This is a genomic window from Micromonospora citrea (assembly GCF_900090315.1).
GTDB classification, from domain to species: domain Bacteria; phylum Actinomycetota; class Actinomycetes; order Mycobacteriales; family Micromonosporaceae; genus Micromonospora; species Micromonospora citrea.
The window spans coordinates 1,914,781-1,937,378 of sequence record NZ_FMHZ01000002.1 but is presented as its reverse complement, the minus strand read 5'-3'; the positions used below and the strand labels follow the sequence as shown (position 1 = coordinate 1,937,378).

Below are 22,598 nucleotides of genomic sequence, written 5' to 3'. Positions count from 1 at the left end.
GTCGGCGGTGGCACGACACCCGCCAACCCCGGGTTCGACGCCACGGGGGAGGGGGTCAGGAGGCGCGGAGGTACTGGGCGGGCCAGGAGGCGGTGGCGCCGAGCTCGGCGGCGGCGCGGTGCGGCCAGTACGGGTCGCGCAGCAGTTCCCGCCCGAGCAGGACCAGGTCGGCGTCGCCGGCGGCGACGATCTCCTCGGCCTGCTCCGGCTCGACGATCAGGCCCACCGCGCCGGTGGCCACGCCCGCGTCCCGGCGTACCCGGGCGGACAGCGGCACCTGGTAGCCCGGGCCGACGGGGACCGACGCGGTCGCCGACGCGCCGCCCGAGGAACAGTCGACCAGGTCGACCCCGGCCCCGGCCAGCTCGCCGGCGAGCACCACGCTGTCCTCGACCGTCCAGCCGCCGGGCTCCCAGTCGGTGGCCGAGATCCGGGTCAGCACGGGCACGTCCTCGCCGACCGCCGCCCGTACCGCGCGGGCCACCGCCAGGGTCAGCCGCATCCGCTGGGACCGGTCCCCGCCCCAGTCGTCCTGCCGGTGGTTCGTCAGCGGCGAGAGGAACTCGTGCAGCAGGTAGCCGTGCGCGGCGTGGATCTCCACGGCGGCGAATCCGGCGTCGACGGCCCGCTCGGCCGCCGCCGCGAACGCCTCGACCACGCCGGCGATGCCGGCCTCGTCGAGCGCGGTGGGCACCCGGTAGTCGGGCACGAACGGCGCCGAGCCGGGGCCGACCGGCGTCCAGCCGCCCTCCGCGTCCGGCACCCCGCCGCGCTCCGGCGCCCACGGCCGGTACGTCGACGCCTTGAACCCGGCGTGCGCGAGCTGCACCGTCGGCACGGCGCCGTGCGCCGCGACGAACGCGGTCACCGGCCGCCAGGCGTCGACGTGCGCGCCGGACCAGAGCCCGGTGTCCTGCGGGCTGATCCGCCCCTCGGGCACCACCGCGGTGGCCTCGGTCATCACCAGGCCGGCGCCGCCGACGGCGCGGGCGCCCAGGTGCACCAGGTGCCAGTCGGTCGGCAGGCCGTCCGGGCCGGCACTGTACTGGCACATCGGCGCCAGGGCGATCCGGTTGGGCAGGGTGGCCGCGCGCAGGGTCAGCGGCGTGAACAGGACACTCATGTCGTCATCCTCTCGGGCGTCGAGGAGGACCCCTCGCGTGAGGGGCCCTCCTCGATCGACGGGGTGCGGCCCGGGCCGGGGCGTCCCCGGCCCGGCGGCGGACACGTTCGCCTCGCCGGGCATCAGCCCGGAGCGGGCGCCCGGACCGGGAGCCGGGCTCGGGCCGGGAGCGGACCCCCGGGCCGGGAGGCGACGCCCACGCCGGGACGGGGCTCGGGCCGGGAGCGCGCGCTCAGGCCGGGACGGGGCTGAGGTCCTCCGGGCGGCGGGACGCGGCGTCGGCGTCCGCCGGGGCGAGCGGCGAGCGCCGGCCGGCCGAGTCGTACGCGGTCCGGTCCAGCGTGCCCTCGCGGGCCGCGACGATGGTCGGCACCAGCGCCTGGCCGGCCACGTTGGTGGCGGTGCGGATCATGTCGAGGATGGGGTCGATCGCCAGCAGCAGGCCGGCGCCGGCCAGCGGCAGGCCCAGCGTGCTCAGGGTCAGGGTGAGCATCACGATCGCGCCGGTCAGGCCGGCGGTGGCCGCCGAGCCGACCACCGAGACGAAGGCGATCAGCAGGTAGTCGGTGACGCCGAGGTCCACCCCGAAGACCTGCGCGACGAAGATCGCCGCGAGCGCCGGGTAGATCGCGGCGCAGCCGTCCATCTTCGTGGTCGCGCCGAACGGCACCGCGAACGAGGCGTACTCGCGGGGGACGCCGAGCCGCTCGACGGAGCGCTGCGTCACCGGCATCGTGCCCACCGAGGAGCGGGAGACGAAGGCCAGCTCGATCGCGGGCCAGGCGCCGGCGAAGAAGCGCAGCGGGTTGAGCCGGCCGGCCGCGACCAGCAGCAGCGGGTAGACCACGAACAGCACGATCGCGCAGCCGACGTAGACGGCCGTGGTGAACTTGGCGAGGGGCGCCACCAGGTCCCAGCCGTACGAGGCGACGGCGTTGCCGATCAGGCCGAGGGTGCCGATCGGGGCGAGCCGGATGACCCACCAGAGCGCCTTCTGGACGATCTCCAGCAGCGCGCGGTTGAGTGCCACGAAGGGCTCCGCGGCCTCGCCGACCAGCAGCGCGGCGGCGCCGACGACGAGGGCCAGGAAGACGATCTGGAGCACGTTGCCCTCGACGAACGCCCCGACCGGGTTGGTCGGCACGATGCCGGTGAGGAAGTCGGTCCAGGAGCCGGTGCGCTTCGGGGCGGTGGCGCCCGAGGTGTCCAGGGTCACGCCGCGGCCGGGGTCGGTGAGCAGGCCGAGCCCGATGCCGATGCTCACCGCGATCAGCGCGGTGACGCCGAACCAGAGCAGGGTCTTCAGCGCGAGCCGGGCGGCGTTGGCCACCCCCCGCAGGCTGACGACGCTGACCACGATGGCGGTGAAGACCAGCGGCGGCACGGCCAGCTTGAGCAGTTGGACGAAGAGGCCGCCGACGGTGTCGAGGGTGCTGGTGAGCCAGCTCAGGTCGTTGGCGCGGGCGAGGAAGCCGAGCGCCACGCCGAGGACGAGGCCGAGCAGGATCTGCGCGGAGAAGGGGATCTTGCGTAGGGCGGATGCCATGAGAGATGTCCCAGGGTCTGGAGGTCGAACGGGGCAGCGTCAGGAGAGCGGCTGCGCCGGACAGATGCCGCTGGCCTGCAGTCGGAGGTCGACATACAGGCGCACGGTGAGGTGCCAGACGTTGGTCATCGCCCGCCGAGGTTATCGCCCCGGTCGATGCGCCGGAAGGACCAGCTCTGGTGACGCTCCTTACAGCGGGGTGCGGAAGCGTTCCTTCCCCCACCGCGGGCGTCAACCGGGCGCCCATCCTCGCGTCTTCGCCGGAGGGCGATGGCGGTCGCGGTGGCGGCGGCCCAGAGGACGGCCACCAGGAGCAGCAGCCGCTCCAGCACCCCGACCAGGGTGCCCCGGCCGATCGCGAGCATCGCCAGCCCCACCGCCCCGGCCAGCGGCAGGGCCGCCGCGACCGCCCCGGCGGCCAGCCGGCGTAGCGCCCGGTCGGCCCCGGGGAGGAAGGCGATCGCGAGCATCGCGAGGACGACCGAGGCCACCGCGACGATGCTCGCCCCGCCGTGCACCAGGTCGGCCGTCGTCGCCCGCTCGTAGGGCGGCAACGGGCAGCCCTCGCTGCACGCCACGGCGCCGGAGACCAGCGTGCACACGCTGCCGGCGGCGAGCAGCCCGGCCGCGACGCGCAGCCGGGCGGGCAGCGCCGCCGCGAGCAGCAGCAGCGCCGCGGCGAGGGCGAACACCCCGATCCGGTACGCCGGGGCGTAGGGGCTGTCGGTGACGCCCGCCTCGCTGACGTACCCGGTCAGACCCGGCCCGGGGCCGGCGACCACGGCGACGGCCACCGCGACCGCGCCCACGGCGGCGCAGCCGGTGGCCGCCGACGCCGCGGCGGCCCGCAGCGGCGTGCCGGTCGGGCGGGGTGGGCGCGGCGGCCCGCTCGGGGCGGCGGTCGGACCGGCCGGGCGACGCTCAGCCACGCCCGTGCGGCGTGGCCCAGCCGGAGGTGTCGGGGCCGAGCGGGACGATGCCCGTCGGGTTGATCGCCGCGTGGGTGCCGTAGTAGTGCCGCTTGATGTGGTCGAAGTCGACCGTCTCGCCGAAACCGGGCGTCTGGAACAGGTCCCGGGCGTACGCCCAGAGCACCGGCATCTCGGTGAGCTTGTGGCGGTTGCACTTGAAGTGCCCGTGGTAGGCCACGTCGAAGCGGACCAGGGTGGTGAACAGCCGCACGTCGGCCTCGGTGATCGCCTCGCCCATCAGGTAGCGCCGGTCCGCCAGCCGCTGCGACAGCGCGTCGAGCCGGGCGAAGAGCGCCGTGAACGCCTCCTCGTACGCGGCCTGCGAGGTGGCGAAGCCGCACCGGTAGACGCCGTTGTTGACGTCCCGGTGGATCTCCGCCATCAGCGCGTCCATCTCCGGGCGGAGCTCGGCCGGGTAGAGATCCGGCGCGCCCGGCGCGTGCAGGCTGCGCCACTCGGTGGAGAAATCGAGGGTGAGCCGCGGGTAGTCGTTGGTGACCACCCGCCCGGTGCGCGTGTCGACCAGGGCCGGCACGGTGACCCGCCCGGTGTAGTCCGGATCGGTGGCCAGGTACGCCTCGGAGAGGAAGCCGATGCCGAGCACCGGGTCGAACCCGTCCGGGTCGAGGCTGAACCGCCAGCCCCGCTCGTCGCGGATCGGGTCGACGGTGCCGAGCGAGATCGCGTCCTGGAGGCCGAGCAGGTTCCGGACGATCCGCGCCCGGTGCGCCCACGGGCACGCCCGGCACCAGATCAGCCGGTAGCGGCCCGGCTCCAGCGGCCAGCGGCCCTGGGCGTCCGGCCCGCCGCCGGGCGGCGAGTCGGAGTCCGGCGTGACCCGGTCGGTGAACCGGTTGGGCTGGCGGACGAACGCGCCGCCGCCGCTGGTCTCTGCGCTGAACTGGGCCCGGGCCATGCCGTCAACCTATCCGCTGCGCGCGCGGATATCCTGGCGGCCGGGCGTCCCCGTGACCCGGAACCGCCCGCCCCCGCCCCTTCCCACCCCCCGAAGGATCGCGCTGATGACCGTGGCATACCTGGTGGCCGGTGTCCGCACCCCGATCGGCCGGTACGGCGGCGCCCTCGCCGGCGTCCGCCCCGACGACCTGGCCGCGCACGTGATCCGCGAGCTGGTCGCCCGGCACCCGTCCGTGGACTGGGCGCGGGTGGACGACGTCGTCCTGGGCTGCGCCAACCAGGCCGGCGAGGACAACCGCAACGTGGCCCGGATGGCGGCGCTGCTGGGCGGGCTGCCCGAGGAGGTGCCCGGCAGCACGGTCAACCGGCTCTGCGGCTCCGGCCTGGACGCCCTGGCCACGGCCGCCCGGTCCGTCGTGGCCGGCGAGGCCGACCTCGTCGTGGCCGGCGGGGTGGAGAGCATGAGTCGCGCGCCGTTCGTGATGCCCAAGGCGACGACCGCGTTCTCCCGCACCGTCGAGGTCTACGACACCACCATCGGCTGGCGGCTGGTCAACCCGGCGATGAAGAAGCACTGGGGCATCGACTCCATGCCGGAGACCGCCGAGAACGTCGCCGCCGAGTACGGTGTCGGCCGCGCCGAGCAGGACGAGTTCGCGTACCGGTCCCAGCAGCGGGCCGCGAAGGCGCAGGCCGACGGCCGGTTCGCCGAGGAGATCGTGCCGGTGAGCGTGCCGGCGGGGCGGCGCGAGACGAAGCTCGTCGAGGTCGACGAGCACCCCCGGGAGACCTCGCTGGAGAAGCTCGCCGCGCTGCCCACCCCGTTCCGCGAGGGCGGCACGGTGACCGCCGGCAACTCCTCGGGCGTCAACGACGGCGCGGTGGCGCTGCTGGTCGCCTCCGAGGCGGCGGTGGCACGCTACGGCCTGACCCCGCTGGCCCGGGTCGCGGGCGCCGCCGCGGCGGGCGTACCGCCGCGGGTGATGGGCGTCGGGCCGGTCCCGGCCACCCGGAAGCTGCTCGACCGGCTCGGCGTCGGCCTCGACGCGGTCGACGTGATCGAGCTGAACGAGGCGTTCGCGGCGCAGTCCGTCGCGGTGCTGCGCGAGTTGGGCCTGCCCGTCGACGCCGAGCACGTCAACCCGAACGGCGGGGCGATCGCGCTCGGGCACCCGCTCGGCGCGAGCGGCGCCCGGCTGGCCCTGACCGCCGCGCTGGAGCTGCGCCGGCGCGGGGGCCGGCGGGCGCTGGCCACCATGTGCGTCGGCGTCGGGCAGGGCATCTCGCTGCTGCTGGAGTCCGCCGGCTGACCCGGCCGCCGGCCGAGGGCGCGCCGATCCGCCCGGCGGCGAGTTCGCCGACGGCGCCACGGCCCGCCCGCCGTCGCGCGTCGGCCGCTCGTCAACTCGGCCCGCCTGCTGGCTCGCCCTCGGGCCGCCTGCTGGCTCGCCCTCGGGCCGCCTGCTGGCTCGCCCTCGGGCCGCCTGCTGGCTCGCCCTCGGGCCGCCTGCCGGCTCGCGCCGGGCCGCCCGTTTTCGCGCTGCGTGTCCGGTCCGTGACGCACACCGGAAGTGCCGACGAAGTGGGTCACGGGATCTCCCGGAGTCGGGAGCGGGCGGCCTAGAGTGGTGAGCACCACACGATCCGCGGGTCGGCCGGCCGCCTCGTCCGCGTGCTCCGCGCGCGCTGCGGCACCGGTTCCCTCCCGCACCGCGGCGACGACATGGGGTGCAGCAAGTGCAGATGCCGGACGGACTTCCCGCCGAGATCGACCTCTCGCGGCCGAGCGCGGCCCGGGTCTACGACTACTTCCTCGGCGGGGCGCACAACTTCGAGATCGACCGGCAGCTCGCCGAGCAGATCGCCGGCATGACCCCCAACCTGGCGGCCACCATGCGCGCCGGCCGCGAGTTCCTGCGCCGGGCCGTCCGCGCGCTGCTCGACGCCGGCATCGACCAGTTCCTCGACATCGGCTCCGGCATCCCGACCGTGGGCAACGTGCACGAGGTGGCCCAGACGGCCAACCCGAAGGCCCGGGTGGTCTACGTCGACATCGACCCGGTCGCGGTGGCGCACAGCCGCGAGCTGCTCGCCGGCAACGAGCTGACCGGGGTGATCCACGCCGACCTGCGGGAGCCGGAGCGGATCCTGGCCGAGGCCCGCGCCCTGGGGCTGCTCGACTTCAGCCGGCCGGTGGGCATCCTGCTCGCCGGGGTGGTGCACTTCGTCCCGGAGGCCGACCGCCCCGGCGACATCCTCGCCACCCTGCGGGCCGCCGCCGCCCCGGGCAGCCACCTGGTCATCTCGCATTCCACCTTCGAGGACCAGCCGCAGGAGATGCTCGACGCGCAGCGCCTCTCGGCGCGTACCGACACCGAGATCACGCTGCGCTCCCGGGCCGAGATCACCGGCTTCTTCGGCGACTGGACGATCCTGGAGCCGGGCGTGGTGCACATGCCGCTGTGGCGTCCGGACTCGCCGTCCGACGTGGACGACCACCCGGAGCGCTTCGGCGCCTTCGGCGGCGTCGCCCGGCACGACCGAGCCACCGGCTGAGGCCATGGCCGCCGTCCCGGAGCCCGGCGGCGACGACCTCAGCCGGTCGGGCGCGTCGCGGTACGCGGCCGAGTGGTCCCGGGCGGTGCGCCGGCTCGGTTTCGTGCCGCTCAGCGCGGCCGAGACCGAGCGGCTGCTGCACCTGCACACCGTTCGGCTGGCCGAGGCCGTGCTCGCCGAGCCCTTCTCGGCCCTGCCCGGCGAGGAGGTCGGGCGCGCGCTGATCGGGGAACACCTCACCGAGCCGCGGGTGCTCGACTGGTCGGTGCGCGCCCTCGGCGAGCGCTTCCTCGCCGAGGTGCTGCCCGCCCGGGCGCACGACGACGGCGCGCAGCGGCGCGTCGCGGCGTTGCAGGGCGCGCTCGCGGCCGGGTTCGGCCGCGCCCTGCGCGACCGCACCTTCGCCCAGCAGGAGCGGATCGCCCGCTCCGCGTGGCAGGCGCGGGACGAGGTCGAGCAGGCGCTGCGCGACAGCGAGGCCCGGTTCCGGGCGGTCTTCGTCGGCGCGGCCACGGGCATCGGGATCGCCGGCGTCGACGGCCGGATCATCGACGTCAACCAGGCGTTCGCCGACATGCTCGGCTACTCCATCGGGGAACTGCGGCAGATGAACGTGGCGTCGCTGTTCCACCCGGACGACGCGGCCGGGATGTGGGAGCTCTACCAGGAGTTGATCGAGGGAAAGCACGACAGCGCCCGGGTCGAGAAGCGCTACTACCGCAAGGACGGCAGCGTGGTCTGGACCGACCTGTCCGTCTCGCTGATCCGCCACGACGACGGCCGGCCCCGGTTCACCGTGGCGATGATCGAGGACATCACCGAGCGGTACGAACTCCAGCAGCGGCTCCGCTTCCAGGCGCTGCACGACCCGCTGACCGGCCTGCCCAACCGGACCCTGTTCTTCGAGACGCTGACCCGGGTCTTCGATTTCGCTGACCCGCAGCACCGGGTCGGGGTCTGCTTCCTCGACCTCGACGGCTTCAAGGCGGTCAACGACAGCCTCGGCCACGACCTCGGCGACCGGCTGCTCGTGGTGATCGCCCAGCGGCTCGCCGAGTGCGTCGCCGGGCGCGGACACCTGGTCGCGCGGATGGGCGGGGACGAGTTCGTCATCCTGGTCGACGACGGCACCGGCATCGACGACGCGGTGGCCGTCGCCGAGGCGGCGCTGACCGCGGTCTCCGCCCCGGTCCGGATCGGCGAGCATCAGCTCGCGGTGTCGGCGAGCATCGGCATCGTCGAGTGCCCGGTCGGCGGGACGAGCGCGTCGGAGCTGATGAAGGCCGCCGACACCACGCTCTACTGGGCCAAGGCGGAGGGCCGCGGCCGGTGGGCGGTCTACGACCCGGAGCGCGGCGCCCGGGACATCGCCCGTTCCGCGCTGGCCGCCGGGCTGCCGGCGGCCCTCGACCGGGGCGAGTTCGTGCTGCACTACCAGCCGATCGTGTCCCTGCTGGAGGGCTCGATGCTGGCCGTCGAGGCGCTGGTCCGCTGGCAGCACCCGGAGCTGGGGCTGATCGGGCCGGACCGGTTCATCGGGTTGGCCGAGGAGACCGGCCTGATCGTGCGGCTCGGCGAGTGGGTGCTGCGGCAGGCCTGCCGGGACGCGGAGGCGTGGCGGCGCGAGTTCCCCGAGGCGCGCCTGGTGGTCAGCGTCAACCTGGCCGCCCGGCAGGCCGACGACCCCGGCATCGTGGAGACCGTCGCGGACGTGCTGGCCTCCACCGGGCTCCCGGCGGACCTGCTGCAACTGGAGTTGACCGAGAGCGCGGTGATGGGCACCGCCGGGGAGCCGCTGCGGTCGCTGCATCGGCTGGCCGCGCTGGGCGTACGGCTGGCGATCGACGACTTCGGCACCGGCTACTCCAACCTGGCGTACCTGCGTCGGCTGCCGATCCACTGCCTGAAGCTGGCCGGGCCCTTCGTGGAGGGGATCCGGGGCGACGGCCCGGAGGCGACCGCCGACCACCGGGACGAGCGGATCGTGGACGCGCTGGTCCGGCTGGCGCACGCGCTGGAGCTGTGGGTCACCGCGGAGGCGGTGGAGACCGGGGTGCAGGCGGAGCGGCTGCGGGCGCTGCGCTGCGACACCGGGCAGGGGCGGTTCTTCGGCCCGCCGGCCCCGGCGGCGGAGATCACCGCCCGGCTGCGCGGCGAGGCGGCGTGACCGGGGTACGGTTCGGCGGAAGCGGGCGAGGGAGGTACCGCCCGGGCGTCGGCGTGCCGCGTGGCGGGCGGTGTGCGTACTCCTGGAGTTGCCGGGTGCCCGGCGACGCGCGGCGGGTGGAGGTGGCCGGGCGGACCTGACGGACTCGCAGGCCGCGGTGTCGGTGGTGGCCGCGCTGGCCATCCTGGCCGGCCTGGCCGGGGTGGTGGTGCCGGGGCTGCCGGCGCTGCCGTTGTGTTGGGGCGGCGTGCTGGTGTGGGCGCTCTTCGGGGGTGCGGGCGCCGGCCGGTGGGCGGTGCTCGCGGCGGCGACCGTGGTGGTGGTCGGCGGCACCGTGGTCAAGTACGCCTGGCCGGGGCGGAACCTGAAACGCACCGGCGTGCCGACGTCGTCGCTGCTCGCCGGCGGGCTGCTGGGACTGGTCGGGTTCTTCGTGATCCCGGTGGTCGGGCTGGTGCTCGGCTTCGTCGGCGGGGTGTGGGGTGCGGAACGGCTGCGGCTGGGCAGCAACCAGCTGGCCTGGCCGTCGACCGTGCAGGCGCTGAAGGCGGCCGGGCTGTCCATGCTGGTCGAGTTCCTGGCAGGGCTGGTCGTCGCCGCGCTCTGGGTGGCCGGCCTGCTGTTCGCCTGACGTCCCGCACCGTCCGGGCGGAGCCCGTCCACCCGGGCGCGATGCGTCCGGCCCGGGTCGGCCGGCTCGCGACGTCACCGGCGGGTCTGCGCCGGAAGACGACTCATTCGCCGCACGGTGGCGGAGGAGGCGGCGGCGTGGGGCGTCCGTCGGGCACGGCGGATCGCCGTACGTGAGAGAGAGGTGGACGCCCCGCGCCGCCGCGCGGACCGGGCGTTGCCGAGCGCCCGGTCCTCGGGCCCGTCGCGATCGGGCCTGGTCACGGGCTCAAGCATGCGCTCGGAGTCGGTCGCACGGCAACGCGGTTTCGGCACCGGCACCCGCGTCGCATCTACCGTGGGGGCGGGCCGCCGGTACCGCGGAGATTCAGGGGTGCGGCACCTCGCCCGGCGACGGAAACGCGGCGCGGGGCTGCCCGCCCGTCCACCACAGCCCGATCGCCAGCGCCGCCGTCGCCTCCAGGTACGCGGCCCGCGCCAGCCCGCCGCACGCGGCCGGCGTGCAGCCGATCGAGCTGATCAGGGTCTCCGTGACAGTGGCTGCGGCCGGATGGTCGGCGCAATAGGGCACCGCCAGAGGCACGTCCTCGAACGTCGGCGGACGCAGGGTCCAGATGCTGACGTGGCAGAGGTTGAACGCCTTGACCACGTGCGCGTCGGGTGCGGTGGCTGCCAGTTGCCGGGCGACCGAGGTGGCTCCATCGACAGCGAGCATCAATCCCTCGCCGGTCGGTGTGATCGGGTTGGTGCAGTCGACGACCGTCCGCCCCGCGAGGTCCGCCGCCAGGTGGTCGACCAGGTGCGGTGCCTGTGTCGCCGGCACCGCCACGAGGACGGCCTCGCCGTGGCGGGCCGCATCGGTCAGGCTCCCGTGACCGGCGGCGCCGACCAACGCGGCGGTCCGCTCCGCCCGTTCCTGGTCCCGACCGCCGATCAGCACGTCGTGGCCGGCGGTGGTCCAGGCCCCGCCGAGCGCGGTCGCCATGCCGCCCGTTCCGAGAATGCCGATCCTCATCCGTGTCCTCCGATCATCGTGCCGTGGCGGCCTGATCCGACCGCCGGGCAGGACGATAGACAGGCCGATGCACACCGAACGGTGTGTGACGAGCAGGGCAGGATGGGCCCATGGCCCAGCACCCCGACCAGATCTACGACTACACCTCGGACTGCCGGGCCCGGGTGGCGTTCGAGGTGCTCGGCAACCGCTGGGACAGCGTCGTGATCTTCACCCTCGGCGCGTACGGTCCGACGCGTCCCGCGGTGCTCCTCACCCGGATAGGCGGGATCAGCCCCAAGGCCCTCAACGACGCCCTGCGCCGCCTCGAGCGCAACGGCCTGGTGCGGCGCCGCCGGTACCGGGAGGCGCCGCCCCGGGTGGACTACGCCCTGACGGAGGCGGGCGGCGCGCTGCTGGAGCCCATGCGGGCCATGGGTGCCTGGGCCAGCACGTGGGCGGACGCGGTTCTCGCCGCTCAGCAGCGGTTCGAGGCGCGCCCCGAGCCGCTGCGGGACGGCCGCGGCGGCCGGTCGGGTGTGCGGGGGCGTCCGGCCGGGCATTGACGGTGATCTGGTTTGCCAGTAGACCTTGGTGATGGAGGCCCGCTGACGAGCAGAACCCCGTTGACGCTGGAACGGTTGCGGGTCGCCGTGGCCGAGGACGAGATCGACACCGTGGTGCTCGCCCTGGTCGACATGCAGGGGCGGTTGCAGGGCAAACGGTTCCACGCCCCCTTCTTCCTGGACCACGTGGCCACCGGCGGCAGCGAGGGCTGCAACTACCTGCTCGCGGTGGACGTCGACATGAACACCGTCGACGGGTACGCGATGTCGAGCTGGGAGCGCGGCTACGGCGACTTCGGGATGGTGCCCGACCTCACGACCCTGCGGCGGGTGCCCTGGCAGGCGGGCAGCGTGATGCTCCTGGCCGACCTGGAGTGGCTCGACGGGTCCGGGCCGGTGGTCGCCTCGCCCCGGCAGATCCTGCGCCGCCAACTGGACCGGCTGGCCGCGCACGGGCTGACCGCGTACGCCGGGACCGAGCTGGAGTTCGTGCTCTACCGCGACTCGTACGAGGACGCCTGGCGACGCGGCTACCGGGACCTCACCCCGGCCAACCAGTACAACGTGGACTACTCGCTGCTCGGCACCGCCCGGGTGGAGCCGCTGCTGCGCCGCATCCGCACCGAGATGGCCGCCGCCGGGCTGACCCCGGAGAGCGCCAAGGGGGAGTGCAACCTCGGCCAGCACGAGATCGCCTTCCGCTACGACGAGGCGGTCGCCTGCGCGGACCACCACGTGATCTACAAGAACGGGGCGAAGGAGATCGCCGCCCAGGAGGGCATGTCGATCACCTTCATGGCCAAGCCGAACGAGCGGGAGGGCAGTTCCTGCCACATCCACTTCTCGCTGCGCGACGCCGAGGGTCGCTCCGCGATGCTCGGCGACGGGCCGGCGCACCTGTCGGTGACCGGGCAGCGGGTGCTCGCCGGGCTGCTGGACACGATGCGCGAGTTCAGCGTCCTGTTCGCCCCGAACGTCAACTCCTACAAGCGTTACCAGCCCGGCTCGTTCGCCCCGACCGCGCTGCGCTGGGGCACCGACAACCGCACCTGCGCGCTGCGGCTGGTCGGGCACGGGCAGGGGATGCGGGTGGAGAACCGGGTGCCCGGCGCGGACGTCAACCCGTACCTGGCGATCGCGGCGCTGGTCGCGGGGGCGGTGCACGGCATCGAGCGGGAGTTGGAGCCGGGCGCGGAGTGCACCGGCAACGCGTACGACGACGCGGCGGCGGAACGCGTCCCCGGCACCCTCCGCGACGCCGTCGTCCTGTGGGAGGGTTCCGCGGTGGCCCGCGAGGCCTTCGGCGACGAGGTGGTCGCCCACTACGCCAACCACGCGAAGGTCGAACTCGCCGCCTTCGACGCCGCTGTCACCGACTGGGAACTCGTCCGTGGCTTCGAACGCCTCTGACCACCCCCGCCGCCCCGCGATCTTGCAGTTTCTGCCGCCGGTTCGTGGTGACGCGTGGCTTTTGTCGGGGCAGCAACTGCAAGATCGCCGGAGTGGGGAGAGGGTGGGCGCGTGAGTGAGGTGAGGAACCCGGCCACGGGGGAGGTGGTGGCCAGCGTGCCCGCCGCGTCTGTCGAGGAGACCGATGCGGCGATCGAGGCGGCGGCGCGGGCGTACGAGCGGTGGCGCCGGGTGGCGCCGGGGGAGCGGGCGCGGGTGCTGCGGCGGTTCGCCGCGGTGGTGGACGCGCACCTGGAGGAGCTGGCGCTGCTGGAGGTGCGCAACTCCGGGCACACCGTCGGCAACGCGCGGTGGGAGGCGGGCAACGTCCGGGACGTCCTCGACTACTACGCCGGCGCCCCGGAGCGGCTGACCGGCCGGCAGATCCCCGTCCCCGGCGGCCTGGACGTCACCTTCCACGAGCCGCTCGGCGTGGTCGGGGTGATCGTGCCGTGGAACTTCCCGATGCCGATCGCCGCGTGGGGGTTCGCCCCGGCGCTCGCGGCCGGCAACACCGTGGTGCTCAAGCCGGCCGAGCTCACCCCGCTGACCGCGCTGCGCCTGGCCGAGCTGGCCCGCGAGGCGGGTGTGCCCGACGGCGTGTTCACCGTGCTGCCCGGCCGGGGTGACGTGGTGGGGGAGCGGTTCGTCACCCACCCCGCCGTCCGCAAGGTCTGCTTCACCGGCTCCACGGAGGTCGGCACCCGGATCATGGCCGGCTGCGCCGCGCAGGTGAAGCGGCTGACGCTGGAGCTGGGCGGCAAGAGCGCCAACCTGGTCTTCGCCGACGCCGACCTGGAGCGGGCGGCGGCCACCGCGCCGTACGCCGTCTTCGACAACGCCGGGCAGGACTGCTGCGCCCGGTCGCGGATCCTGGTCCAACGCCCGGCGTACGACCGCTTCCTGGAGCTGCTCGAACCGGCGGTGCGGGCGCTGCGGGTGGAGGACCCGGCGCGGGAGACCGCCGAGATGGGTCCGCTGATCTCCGCCGCCCAGCGGGACCGGGTGGCCGGGTACGTCGACGGGGCGAGGATCGCCTTCACCGGCTCGCGCCCCGACGGCCCCGGCTTCTGGCACGCCCCGACGGTGCTGCTCGCCGACTCGCCGGCGGACCGGCACTGGCGGGAGGAGATCTTCGGCCCGGTCGTCTCGGTGCTGCCGTTCGACGACGAGGCCGACGCGGTGCGGCTCGCCAACGACACCGAGTACGGCCTCTCCGGTTCCGTCTGGACCCGCGACGTGGGGCGTGCCGTGCGGGTGGCGCGCGCGGTGGAGTCGGGCAACCTCAGCGTCAACTCGCACTCCTCCGTGCGCTACTGGACGCCCTTCGGCGGGATGAAGCGCTCCGGGCTGGGCCGCGAGCTGGGCCCGGACGCGCTGCACGCCTTCACCGACGTCAAGAACGTGTTCATCGCAACGGAGGAGTGAGGCGCGTGCGGGGTCGTCTTCAGGACCGGGTGGCCGTGGTCACCGGGGCGGGCAGCGGGATCGGGCTGGCCACCGTGCGGCGGTTCGCCGCCGAGGGGGCGCGGGTGGTCTGCGTGGACATCGACCCGGAGGCCGGCGGGCGGGCCGCCGAGGAGGTCGGCGGCGAGTTCGTCGCGGCCGACGTCGCCGACGAGGCGGCCGTGCGGGACCTCTTCGACGGGGTGGCCGCCCGGCACGGCCGGATCGACGTCGCGTTCAACAACGCCGGCATCTCCCCGCCGGAGGACGACTCCATCCTGACCACCGGGCTGGACGCCTGGGAGCGGGTGCTGCGGGTCAACACGACGAGCGTCTACCTGTGCTGCAGGTACGTCATCCCGCACATGCGCCGGCAGGGCCGGGGTTCGATCATCAACACCGCCTCGTTCGTGGCGCTGATGGGGGCGGCCACCTCGCAGGTCGCGTACACGGCGAGCAAGGGCGGGGTGCTGGCGATGACCCGGGAGCTGGGCGTGCAGTTCGCCCGGGAGGGCATCCGCGTCAACGCGCTCTGCCCCGGCCCGGTCGCCACCCCGCTGCTGCTGGAGCTCTTCGCCGCCGACCCGGAGCGCGCGGAGCGCCGGCTGGTGCACGTGCCGATGGGGCGGTTCGGCCGGCCGGAGGAGATCGCGGCGGCGGTGGCCTTCCTCGCCAGCGACGACGCCTCCTTCATGACGGCCGCGCAGTTCGTGGTCGACGGGGGCATCACGGGCGCGTACGTCACCCCGCTGTGAGTCCGTTCCTCCGCTGTGGAGGGCCGTCGGCCGGGGGTGTCACCGATATCACACACGATGTGACGGATGGCCCGGGCGGGCCCGGGGTAGTCCCGTCGGTGGGACCGAACGCGCTGCCGCCCGGGGTTTCGGACGGTGGCCCGCTCAGTCCCGTCCGACAGCGACGGAGCTGTCGGGCAGTCGACGACCCGGTGAGGCGGACGTAACCGGCGCGCCACGCGCGTGATGCGTTACGTTGCTGGTCCGTCGGGGTACAGAGCGGGGCACGGCCGGATGGATCATCGGGTCGGACGGGGGATCGGCCGGAGCGGGAGGCTGCATGGGCTCGGCCCAGGGGGACGTGGACGAGGGATGCTCGTCCCACCGCGTCCGGGACGTGGAGTTTCCCCCGCTGCTCGCCGCGGCCTTCGCCACCGGCGGTGAGATGGGCGAGCGGATGCGCTCGTTCGACTGGGGCGCCACCTCGCTGGGCAGCCCGGACCGCTGGCCCTCGGCGCTCTGCGCGGCGGTCGGCATGATGCTCGCCTCCAGCGCCCAGATCGTCATGTTCTGGGGCGAGGACGAACTCGCCTTCTACAACGACGCCTACCGGCCGACCATCGGCGGCAAGCACCCGGACGCGTTGGGCCAGCCGGCCCGCCAGCACTGGGTGGAGACCTGGGACGTGCTGGGCCCGCTGCTGGAGGGCGTCCGGCGCGACGGCCGGTCCTACCGCGCCGAGAACCACCCCTTCCTGCTCGACCGGCACGGCTTCCTGGAGGAGACGTACTTCGACGTCTCGTACGACCCGATCCTGGGCGCCGACGGCACCGTCGACGGCATCTACTGCATAGTCAACGAGACCACCGGCCGGGTGCTCGGGGAGCGTCGGCTGCGGCTGCTGGCCGAGCTGGGCAGCGAACTGGCCGAGGTGGGCGGCACCGCGGAGCTGGGACGGGCCGCCGCGGCGGTGCTCGACCGCCACCGGCCGGACGTGCCGTTCGCGCTGGTCTACCTGCCCGACGAGGACGGCGCTCTCGCGTTGGCCGGGTGCAGCGGCCTCGACGCCGCCGAGGCCGAGCGGCCCGCCCCGTCCTGGCTGGCCGAGGTCGCCGCCGACGGCCCCGCCACCGTCGCCGTGGCCGAGCTGTTCGCCCGCGTACCGGCCGACGCGGCGGAGCGGGCGCTGGTGCTGCCGGTCGCCGCCGGGAACGAGATTGTCGGGACGCTCGTGGTCGGCGTCGCCCGCCGGCTCGCGTTCACCGACGAGTACCGCGACTTCTTCGACCTGGTGGCCGCGCAGATCTCCCGGGCCGTCGGCACGCAGCAGGCGTACGAGCAGGAGCGCGCCCGCGCCGCCGAGCTGGCCGCCCTGGACCGGGCCAAGACCAACTTCTTCGCCAACATCAGCCACGAGTTCCGCACCCCGCTGACCCTGGTGCTCGGCCCGCTGGAGGACCTGCTCGCCGACCCGGCGCTGCCCGAGGCGTACACGGACCGGCTCACCACCATGCACCGCAACGCGCTGCGGCTGCTCAAGCTGGTCAACACGGTGCTCGACTTCTCCCGGCTGGAGTCCGGCCGGCTGGCCGCCCGCTACCAGCCCACCGACCTGGCCGACTACACCGTCCGGCTGGCCAGCACGTTCCGCTCGGCGACCGAGCGGGCCGGGCTGCGCCTGGTGGTCGACTGCCCGCCGCTGCCCGCGCCGGTCTTCGTCGACCGGGACATGTGGGAGAAGATCGTCCTCAACCTGGTCTCCAACGCGGTGAAGTTCACCTTCGCCGGCGAGATCCGGGTGCGCGTCCGCGCGGTCGGCGGCGCCGCCCGCCTGGAGGTCTCCGACACCGGCGTCGGCATCGTGCCCGAGGAGCTGCCGCAGGTCTTCGAGCGCTTCCACCGAGTCCCGGGCGTGCGCTCGCGCACCCACGAGGGCACCGGGATCGGGCTGGCGCTGGTCCGCGAGCTGGTCGAGATGCACGGCGGCGAGGTGGCCGTCACCAGCCGCGTCGACGAGGGCAGCACGTTCACGGTGACCGTCCCGTTCGGCGCCGGGCACCTGCCGTCCGAACGCGTCGCCGACGCCGGCTCGCCGGCCCGGGTGGAGCTGACGCAGGCCGACCTCTACGTCGCGGAGACCGCGCTCTGGGCCGGCGGCGCCGGCGAGGGCGCGACGCGGGTCGCCGGCTCCGGCGCCGCCGGCCGGATCCTGGTCGCCGACGACAACGCCGACCTGCGCGAACACGTCACCCGGTTGCTCGCCCCGTCCTGGGAGGTGGTCGCGGTCACCGACGGGGTGGAGGCGCTGCGGCTGGCCGTCGACGGCTCGTTCGACCTGGTGCTGACCGACGTGATGATGCCCCGGCTGGACGGCTTCGGGCTGGTGGCCGCGCTACGGGCGGACCCGCGCACCCGGCACGTGCCGGTCGTGCTGCTCTCGGCCAGAGCCGGCTCGGCCGAGGCGGTCGCCGGGCTCTCGGTCGGCGCCGACGACTACCTCACCAAGCCCTTCTCCGGGCAGGAGCTGATCGCCCGGGTCCGCGCCAACGTCGAGCTGGGTCAGCTCCGCGGCCAGATCATCCGGGGGCTGCGGGCGCTTGCCGACGCCGCGGTGGCGGTCAACACCGCCCGCTCCACGGCGGACGTGCTCCAGGTCGCCGCGCGGCACGCGCTGAGCCTCGCCGAGGCCGCCCGGGTGGTGGTCTCGGCCACCGGGATGCGCTTCGAGGCCGACGGCGGCGGGCTCGCCTCCATCGAGCCGTCCTTCGTGCTGCCGCTGACCGGCACCGACGGGGAGCAGCTCGGCGAGCTGCGGGTCTGGCGTCCGGACGGCGACGGCGGGGACACCGACGAGGCCGCGCTCACGCAGCTCGCCCGGCTGGTCGGGGTGCGGCTTGAGAACGCCCAGCTCTACGAGGCCGAGCACCGCATCGCCACGACGCTCCAGCACAGCCTGCTGCCCCGGTCGCTGCCCCAGCTGCCGGGCGCCCTGGTCGCCAGCCGCTACCTGCCCGGCAGCGCCGACGTGGAGGTCGGCGGCGACTGGTACGACGTCATCGCCCTGTGCGACGACGAGCTGGTCCTCGCCATCGGCGACGTGGTGGGCAAGGGCGTCCGCGCGGCGGCGGCGATGGGGCAGCTCCGCAACGCGCTGCGGGCGTACGTGCTGGAGGGCTTCGACCCCGGCGAGTCGCTGACCCGCCTCAACCGGCTGGTCGGCACGACGGAGGGTCGCTCCTTCGCCACCGTGGTCTGCCTCTGGTTCAGCCCTCGCACCGGCCGGCTGCGCTATGCGAGCGCCGGCCATCCCTCGCCCCTTCTGATCCGGGGAGACGACGTGGCGTTCCTGCACGACCGGGCGCTCGGGCCGCCCGTCGGGGCCATTCCGGAGGCGTCCTACCGGACGGTGGAGGGGGAGCTGACCCCGGGCAGCCGCCTGCTGCTCTACACCGACGGCCTGATCGAGGACCGTCAGCTCGGCATCGACGCCGCGCTGGCCCGGCTGCGGCGCGACGCGGCGACGCCCGGCCAGCACGTGGCCGACCTCGTCGACGCCGTGGTGGCGGGGGTCGCCGGGCGACCGCTGCGCGACGACGTCGCGGTGCTCGCCCTGGAGGCGGCGGAGCTGAACCGGTTCGCGCTGCGCCTGCCCGCCGACCCGACGCGGCTCAGCGTGCTGCGCAAGCGTCTGGAGGACTTCCTCGTCGCGCACTCCGTCAACGAGACCGACCTGTTCGATCTGACCGTCGCGATCTCCGAGGCGGCGGCCAACGCCATCGAGCACCCCGTCGACCCGGCGGAGCCGACGATCGGCGTCGAGGTGACGATCGAGGACCGCACGGTGGTGGCGACGGTGCGCGACAGCGGCCGGTGGCGGGAGCCGACCGGGTCGGGCTTCCGCGGGCGCGGGCTGGCCCTGATCGAGGCGCTGGGAGAGCTGTCGGTCACGCCTACCGCCGAGGGGACGGAGGTGACGCTGCGCCGGCGGCTGGAGGACTGAGCGGGCCCCCGGCGGCGGAACTGCTCAGGCGGAGCGGAGCCAGGCCTGGTCGCCCAGGCCGGAGATGTCCAGCACCCGGCGGACCTGCCGCGACGGCAGCACGGCGAGCGTGGCGGGGAACTGCTGGGCCAGGCGGACCACGGCGTGGATGGCCGCCGAGTCGAAGAAGGTGACCGCCCGCAGGTCGAGGGTCACCCGCTCGGCCGGCTCCCGCAGCACCGTCTGGACCATCGTGTCGGCGGTCGCCATGTCGACCTCGCCGGTCACCACGACACGGACGTGACCACCGTCGACCTCCGCGCTGGCGGAAAAGACGGGAGGCGCGGCGTCCCCTTGATCCACGCAGCCACAATGGCACAGCGGTCGCGGCGCGGCAACAACCGGGACGGGCGGGCGGTGGCGGGGGTCACCCGCCCGCGCGGCGATAGGCTTGGGGCCATGACCGTCCGTGCGCCGCTGACCCCAGGCACGCTCTCCCCGTGGCGGGCCGTGCCCGCCCACATCGTCCGCCCGGAGTACGTCGGCAAGAAGCGTCCGCTCCAGTGGCGCGGCTCGCACGTGCAGACCCCCGAGACGATCGAGAAGATGCGGATCGCCGGTCGACTCGCCGCGCAGGCCACCCAGCTCGCCGGTGAGCACTGCAAGCCGGGCGTGACCACCGACGAGATCGACCGGGTCGTGCACGAGTTCCTCTGCGACCACGGCGCCTACCCGTCGACGCTGGGCTACAAGGGCTTCCCCAAGTCCTGCTGCACCAGCCTCAACGAGGTGATCTGCCACGGCATCCCCGACTCGACGGTGCTCCAGGACGGCGACATCATCAACGTCGACGTCACCGCGTACATCAACGGGGTGCACGGCGACACGGATGCCACCTTCTGCGTCGGCGAGGTCAGCGAGGAGGCCCGCCTGCTGGTCGAGCGGACCCACGAGGCGATGATGCGCGGCATCCGCGCGGTCGCCCCGGGCCGCCAGATCAACGTCGTCGGCCGGGTCATCGAGTCGTACGCGAAGCGCTTCGGCTACGGCGTGGTGCGGGACTTCACCGGCCACGGCATCGGCGAGTCCTTCCACAGCGGGCTCTACGTGCCGCACTACGACAGCCCCCGCCCCACGGACGTGATGGAGCCGGGGATGACGTTCACGATCGAGCCGATGATCACCCTCGGCACCCACGAGTACGACATGTGGGACGACGGCTGGACGGTGGTCACCAAGGACCGCAGGTGGACGGCCCAGTTCGAGCACACGATCGTGGTGACCGAGGACGGCCACGAGATCCTCACCCTGCCGTGACCGACACCCCTGCCGCGCTGCGCGAGGCACACCACGCGGACGTCTCCGGCGGCTGGCTGCGGCCCGCCGTCTTCGGCGCGATGGACGGCCTGGTCACCAACATCGCCCTGATCGCGGGCGTCGGTGGCGGCGGGGTGTCGCCTCGCAGCATCGTGCTCACCGGCACCGCCGGCCTGGTGGCCGGCGCCATCTCGATGGGGCTGGGGGAGTACACGAGCGTCCGCTCGGCCAACGAGCAGGTCGCGGCCGAGGTGGCCAAGGAGCGCCGGGAGCTGGAGCGGCACCCCGAGGCCGAGGCGCGCGAGCTGGCCCAGGCGTGGGTCGCCCGGGGCCTGCCGCACGACCTCGCCATGCAGGTCGCCGAGGCCGTGCGGCGCAACCCGGAGGAGGCCCTGCGGGTGCACGTCCGGGAGGAGTTGGGCGTCGACCCCGACGACCAGCCCAGCCCGTGGGCGGCCGCGATCTCGTCGTTCCTGTTCTTCTCGGTCGGGGCCCTGGTGCCGCTGCTGACCTACCTGTTCGGCGCGACGAGCCTCTGGCTCGCGCTGGGCGTCGGCGGCCTCGGGCTCTTCGCGGCCGGGGCGGTGGTCGCCCGGTTCACCGCCCGGCCCTGGTGGACCGGCGGCCTGCGGCAGCTCCTGCTCGGCGCGTTGGCGGCCGGCGCCACCTACCTGATCGGCGCCCTCATCGGCGTCCAGGGCGGCATCGGCTGAGCCACGGTCGCCCACCCCGGCGACGCGGGCGGGCCGGGCCGCCGTCCCGCCTGCTCGTGATCGCCCTCGCGGACCACCCGCCCGCAGTGCGTCGTCACCCGCCGCACGGAGGCGACGCGGGCTGCCGTCGAGTGAAGGGCCGTCGGGATCAGCCGTCGAGGAGGTCGTCCACCGTGCCGTCGACCGGGCGGCCCCGCGCGGCCAGCTCCTCCGCCTGGCGGGCCAGCACCGCGCCCACCTCGGTCATGTCCGCGCCGGCCAGACCGGTGCGCCGCACGGCGTCCCCCGGGTCGCGGAAGTAGGTGCGGCTGAGCAGCCCGTGCACGGTGGCCGCCGCCAGCCGCGCCTCGCCGAGCATCAGCAGGGCCTGGTCGGTCTCGTACCACTCGGCCAGCCGGGCGGCCCGCGCGTGCGCCGCGCTGCCCCTGTACCACGCCTGCCGGGCGGCCGTGCTGAACTCGGCGGGCCGGGCCCGGGCCAGCCGGCCCAGATGCTCGTCGCGCAGGGCGCGCAGCCAGCCGGTCGGGTCGTGCAGCGCCCGGGTGCTGACGTAACGGTCGGCGGTCAGCGGCCAGAGCGGCGAGATCACCCGCGCCTGGCGCAGGTAGTCGTCCGCGCCGGACACGGTGAGGTCCACCAGCACGCCGTCGACCCGCCGCGTGGCCGGGGGCGGCCCGCCGCCGGGGCGGTAGGTCACCACCAGCAACCCGACCTCACCGTCCCCGCCGCCGTCGTCGTCGCCGTGCGCCAGCGGGCCGTGCACCGCCACCGCGAGCACGTCGGCCGGGAAGCGCCGGCGCGCGGCGTCGGCGACCCGCCCGGCCACCGCCCACCGTGGATCGTCCGGGCGTACGCCGCCGTCGGCGGCACCGTCCTCCACGTCCACGCCGACCACCTCACGCCCTCGCCACCGGGCCGTCCGTCGGGGCCGGGCCGCCGGTGTCACCGTCGGCGCCGGTCACCCGCACCACCCTAGCCGCGTCCCTCCGGTCCGCCCGGCCCGCCGCGCCCGGTGGGGACCAGCCGGAAGACGAGGATCTCCCGGCCGCCGGCCCGCCGCACGTACGCCTCGTAGGCGGGCCACTGGTCGACCAGGAGCCGCCACAGCCGCTCCCGTTCGGCGCCGGTGGCGACCTCGGCGCGCACCGGGAGCCGGCGACCCTTCACGGCCACCTCGGCCGTCGGGTCGGCGAGCAGGTTCAGCGCCCAGCCCGGCTGGTGGGTCTGGCCGAAGTTGGTGCCCACCACCACGTACGCCCCGCCGTCGGGCACGTACAACAGGGGGTTGCTGCGCGGCTTGCCGGAGCGACGGCCGGTGGTGGTGACGACAAGCGACGGGACGAGGCCCAGCGCGACCACCCGGCCCCGGGTGAGCCGCCCGACCACCCGGTCGGCGGGGACGAGCAGGCGGGCGGCGGCGCCGAACCAGCGGTGGTGACCGACGCGGCGGGTGAGGGCTCCCAGAACGGGCACGGAGACCAGTGTGCCC

19 protein-coding genes are annotated in these 22,598 nt (G+C 74.7%); 11 read left to right on the top strand and 8 right to left on the bottom strand.

Translation table 11 applies throughout. The annotated features are described in order from the left end of the window. Nucleotides 1-55: 55 nt before the first annotated feature. The 4 genes from GA0070606_RS08915 to GA0070606_RS08900 all read right to left on the bottom strand — a co-directional run bounded on the left by GA0070606_RS08915 (nucleotide 56) and on the right by GA0070606_RS08900 (nucleotide 4,556). A complete protein-coding gene (locus tag GA0070606_RS08915; protein WP_091096704.1) occupies nucleotides 56-1,123 on the bottom strand; it encodes an NADH:flavin oxidoreductase/NADH oxidase in 1,068 nt (355 codons plus the stop codon). 232 nt (nucleotides 1,124-1,355) lie between these two features. Further along, on the bottom strand, nucleotides 1,356-2,669 hold the full coding sequence (locus GA0070606_RS08910; RefSeq protein WP_091096702.1) for a dicarboxylate/amino acid:cation symporter: 1,314 nt from the start codon (nucleotides 2,667-2,669) through the stop codon (nucleotides 1,356-1,358). 125 nt (nucleotides 2,670-2,794) lie between these two features. Next, nucleotides 2,795-3,598 (bottom strand): DUF998 domain-containing protein, encoded by an 804-nt coding sequence (locus tag GA0070606_RS08905; RefSeq protein ID WP_245724620.1) that lies wholly within the window; start codon nucleotides 3,596-3,598, stop codon nucleotides 2,795-2,797. Continuing rightward, nucleotides 3,591-4,556 (bottom strand): glutathione S-transferase family protein, encoded by a 966-nt coding sequence (locus GA0070606_RS08900; protein WP_091096699.1) that lies wholly within the window; start codon nucleotides 4,554-4,556, stop codon nucleotides 3,591-3,593. Before GA0070606_RS08900 ends, GA0070606_RS08905 begins: the two co-directional genes overlap by 8 nt. A 106-nt stretch (nucleotides 4,557-4,662) precedes the next feature. On the opposite strand from GA0070606_RS08900, the gene pcaF reads away from it, so the two are divergent. From pcaF to GA0070606_RS08880, 4 genes are all read left to right on the top strand, one after another. Next, on the top strand, nucleotides 4,663-5,868 hold the full coding sequence (gene pcaF / locus GA0070606_RS08895) for a 3-oxoadipyl-CoA thiolase (protein ID WP_091096697.1): 1,206 nt from the start codon (nucleotides 4,663-4,665) through the stop codon (nucleotides 5,866-5,868). A 427-nt stretch (nucleotides 5,869-6,295) separates the two neighbouring features. Next, nucleotides 6,296-7,114, top strand: coding sequence for an SAM-dependent methyltransferase (locus tag GA0070606_RS08890; protein WP_091096695.1), 819 nt, complete (start codon nucleotides 6,296-6,298; stop codon nucleotides 7,112-7,114). Between the two features lie 4 nt (nucleotides 7,115-7,118). After that, complete coding sequence (locus GA0070606_RS08885) at nucleotides 7,119-9,281, top strand: putative bifunctional diguanylate cyclase/phosphodiesterase (protein WP_091096694.1); 2,163 nt, start codon at nucleotides 7,119-7,121, stop codon at nucleotides 9,279-9,281. Between the two features lie 136 nt (nucleotides 9,282-9,417). Further along, complete coding sequence (locus tag GA0070606_RS08880; protein WP_091107500.1) at nucleotides 9,418-9,912, top strand: DUF456 domain-containing protein; 495 nt, start codon at nucleotides 9,418-9,420, stop codon at nucleotides 9,910-9,912. A gap of 366 nt (nucleotides 9,913-10,278) precedes the next feature. Here the strand turns inward: GA0070606_RS08880 and GA0070606_RS08875 are convergent, their stop codons facing one another. Then, nucleotides 10,279-11,001 (bottom strand): NADPH-dependent F420 reductase, encoded by a 723-nt coding sequence (locus GA0070606_RS08875; RefSeq protein WP_281190618.1) that lies wholly within the window; start codon nucleotides 10,999-11,001, stop codon nucleotides 10,279-10,281. A gap of 35 nt (nucleotides 11,002-11,036) precedes the next feature. On the opposite strand from GA0070606_RS08875, the gene GA0070606_RS08870 reads away from it, so the two are divergent. The 5 genes from GA0070606_RS08870 (at nucleotide 11,037) to GA0070606_RS08850 (ending at nucleotide 19,100) form a co-directional block, all read left to right on the top strand. Beyond that, nucleotides 11,037-11,471 carry a winged helix-turn-helix transcriptional regulator gene (locus GA0070606_RS08870; protein ID WP_091096690.1) on the top strand — a complete coding sequence of 145 codons (435 nt, stop codon included), beginning with the start codon at nucleotides 11,037-11,039 and terminating at the stop codon, nucleotides 11,469-11,471. 60 nt (nucleotides 11,472-11,531) lie between these two features. Continuing rightward, nucleotides 11,532-12,881, top strand: coding sequence for a glutamine synthetase family protein (locus tag GA0070606_RS08865; RefSeq protein ID WP_281190617.1), 1,350 nt, complete (start codon nucleotides 11,532-11,534; stop codon nucleotides 12,879-12,881). A 111-nt stretch (nucleotides 12,882-12,992) separates the two neighbouring features. After that, nucleotides 12,993-14,348 (top strand): aldehyde dehydrogenase family protein, encoded by a 1,356-nt coding sequence (locus tag GA0070606_RS08860; RefSeq protein WP_091096687.1) that lies wholly within the window; start codon nucleotides 12,993-12,995, stop codon nucleotides 14,346-14,348. Between the two features lie 5 nt (nucleotides 14,349-14,353). Then, a complete protein-coding gene (locus tag GA0070606_RS08855) occupies nucleotides 14,354-15,121 on the top strand; it encodes a 3-oxoacyl-ACP reductase (RefSeq protein ID WP_091096685.1) in 768 nt (255 codons plus the stop codon). A gap of 319 nt (nucleotides 15,122-15,440) precedes the next feature. Next, nucleotides 15,441-19,100 carry a SpoIIE family protein phosphatase gene (locus GA0070606_RS08850; RefSeq protein WP_091096683.1) on the top strand — a complete coding sequence of 1,220 codons (3,660 nt, stop codon included), beginning with the start codon at nucleotides 15,441-15,443 and terminating at the stop codon, nucleotides 19,098-19,100. A gap of 24 nt (nucleotides 19,101-19,124) precedes the next feature. Here the strand turns inward: GA0070606_RS08850 and GA0070606_RS08845 are convergent, their stop codons facing one another. Then, the gene (locus GA0070606_RS08845) at nucleotides 19,125-19,442 is read right to left on the bottom strand and encodes an STAS domain-containing protein (RefSeq protein ID WP_091096681.1); all 318 of its coding nucleotides are present in this window, start codon (nucleotides 19,440-19,442) and stop codon (nucleotides 19,125-19,127) included. Between the two features lie 96 nt (nucleotides 19,443-19,538). On the opposite strand from GA0070606_RS08845, the gene map reads away from it, so the two are divergent. Beyond that, complete coding sequence (map, locus tag GA0070606_RS08840) at nucleotides 19,539-20,396, top strand: type I methionyl aminopeptidase (RefSeq protein WP_091096679.1); 858 nt, start codon at nucleotides 19,539-19,541, stop codon at nucleotides 20,394-20,396. Then, nucleotides 20,393-21,109: a VIT1/CCC1 transporter family protein gene (locus GA0070606_RS08835; RefSeq protein WP_091096677.1), complete on the top strand. Its 717-nt coding sequence runs from the start codon at nucleotides 20,393-20,395 to the stop codon at nucleotides 21,107-21,109. Before map ends, GA0070606_RS08835 begins: the two co-directional genes overlap by 4 nt. 148 nt (nucleotides 21,110-21,257) lie before the next feature. Here the strand turns inward: GA0070606_RS08835 and GA0070606_RS08830 are convergent, their stop codons facing one another. Both GA0070606_RS08830 and GA0070606_RS08825 read right to left on the bottom strand, forming a co-directional pair. Then, entirely contained in the window at nucleotides 21,258-21,995 is a 738-nt protein-coding gene (locus GA0070606_RS08830) for a nucleotidyltransferase domain-containing protein (RefSeq protein ID WP_245724619.1), read from the bottom strand. An 86-nt stretch (nucleotides 21,996-22,081) separates the two neighbouring features. After that, nucleotides 22,082-22,582, bottom strand: a complete 501-nt coding sequence (locus tag GA0070606_RS08825; protein WP_091096675.1) for a nitroreductase/quinone reductase family protein — start codon at nucleotides 22,580-22,582, stop codon at nucleotides 22,082-22,084. Between the last annotated feature and the right edge of the window lie 16 nt (nucleotides 22,583-22,598).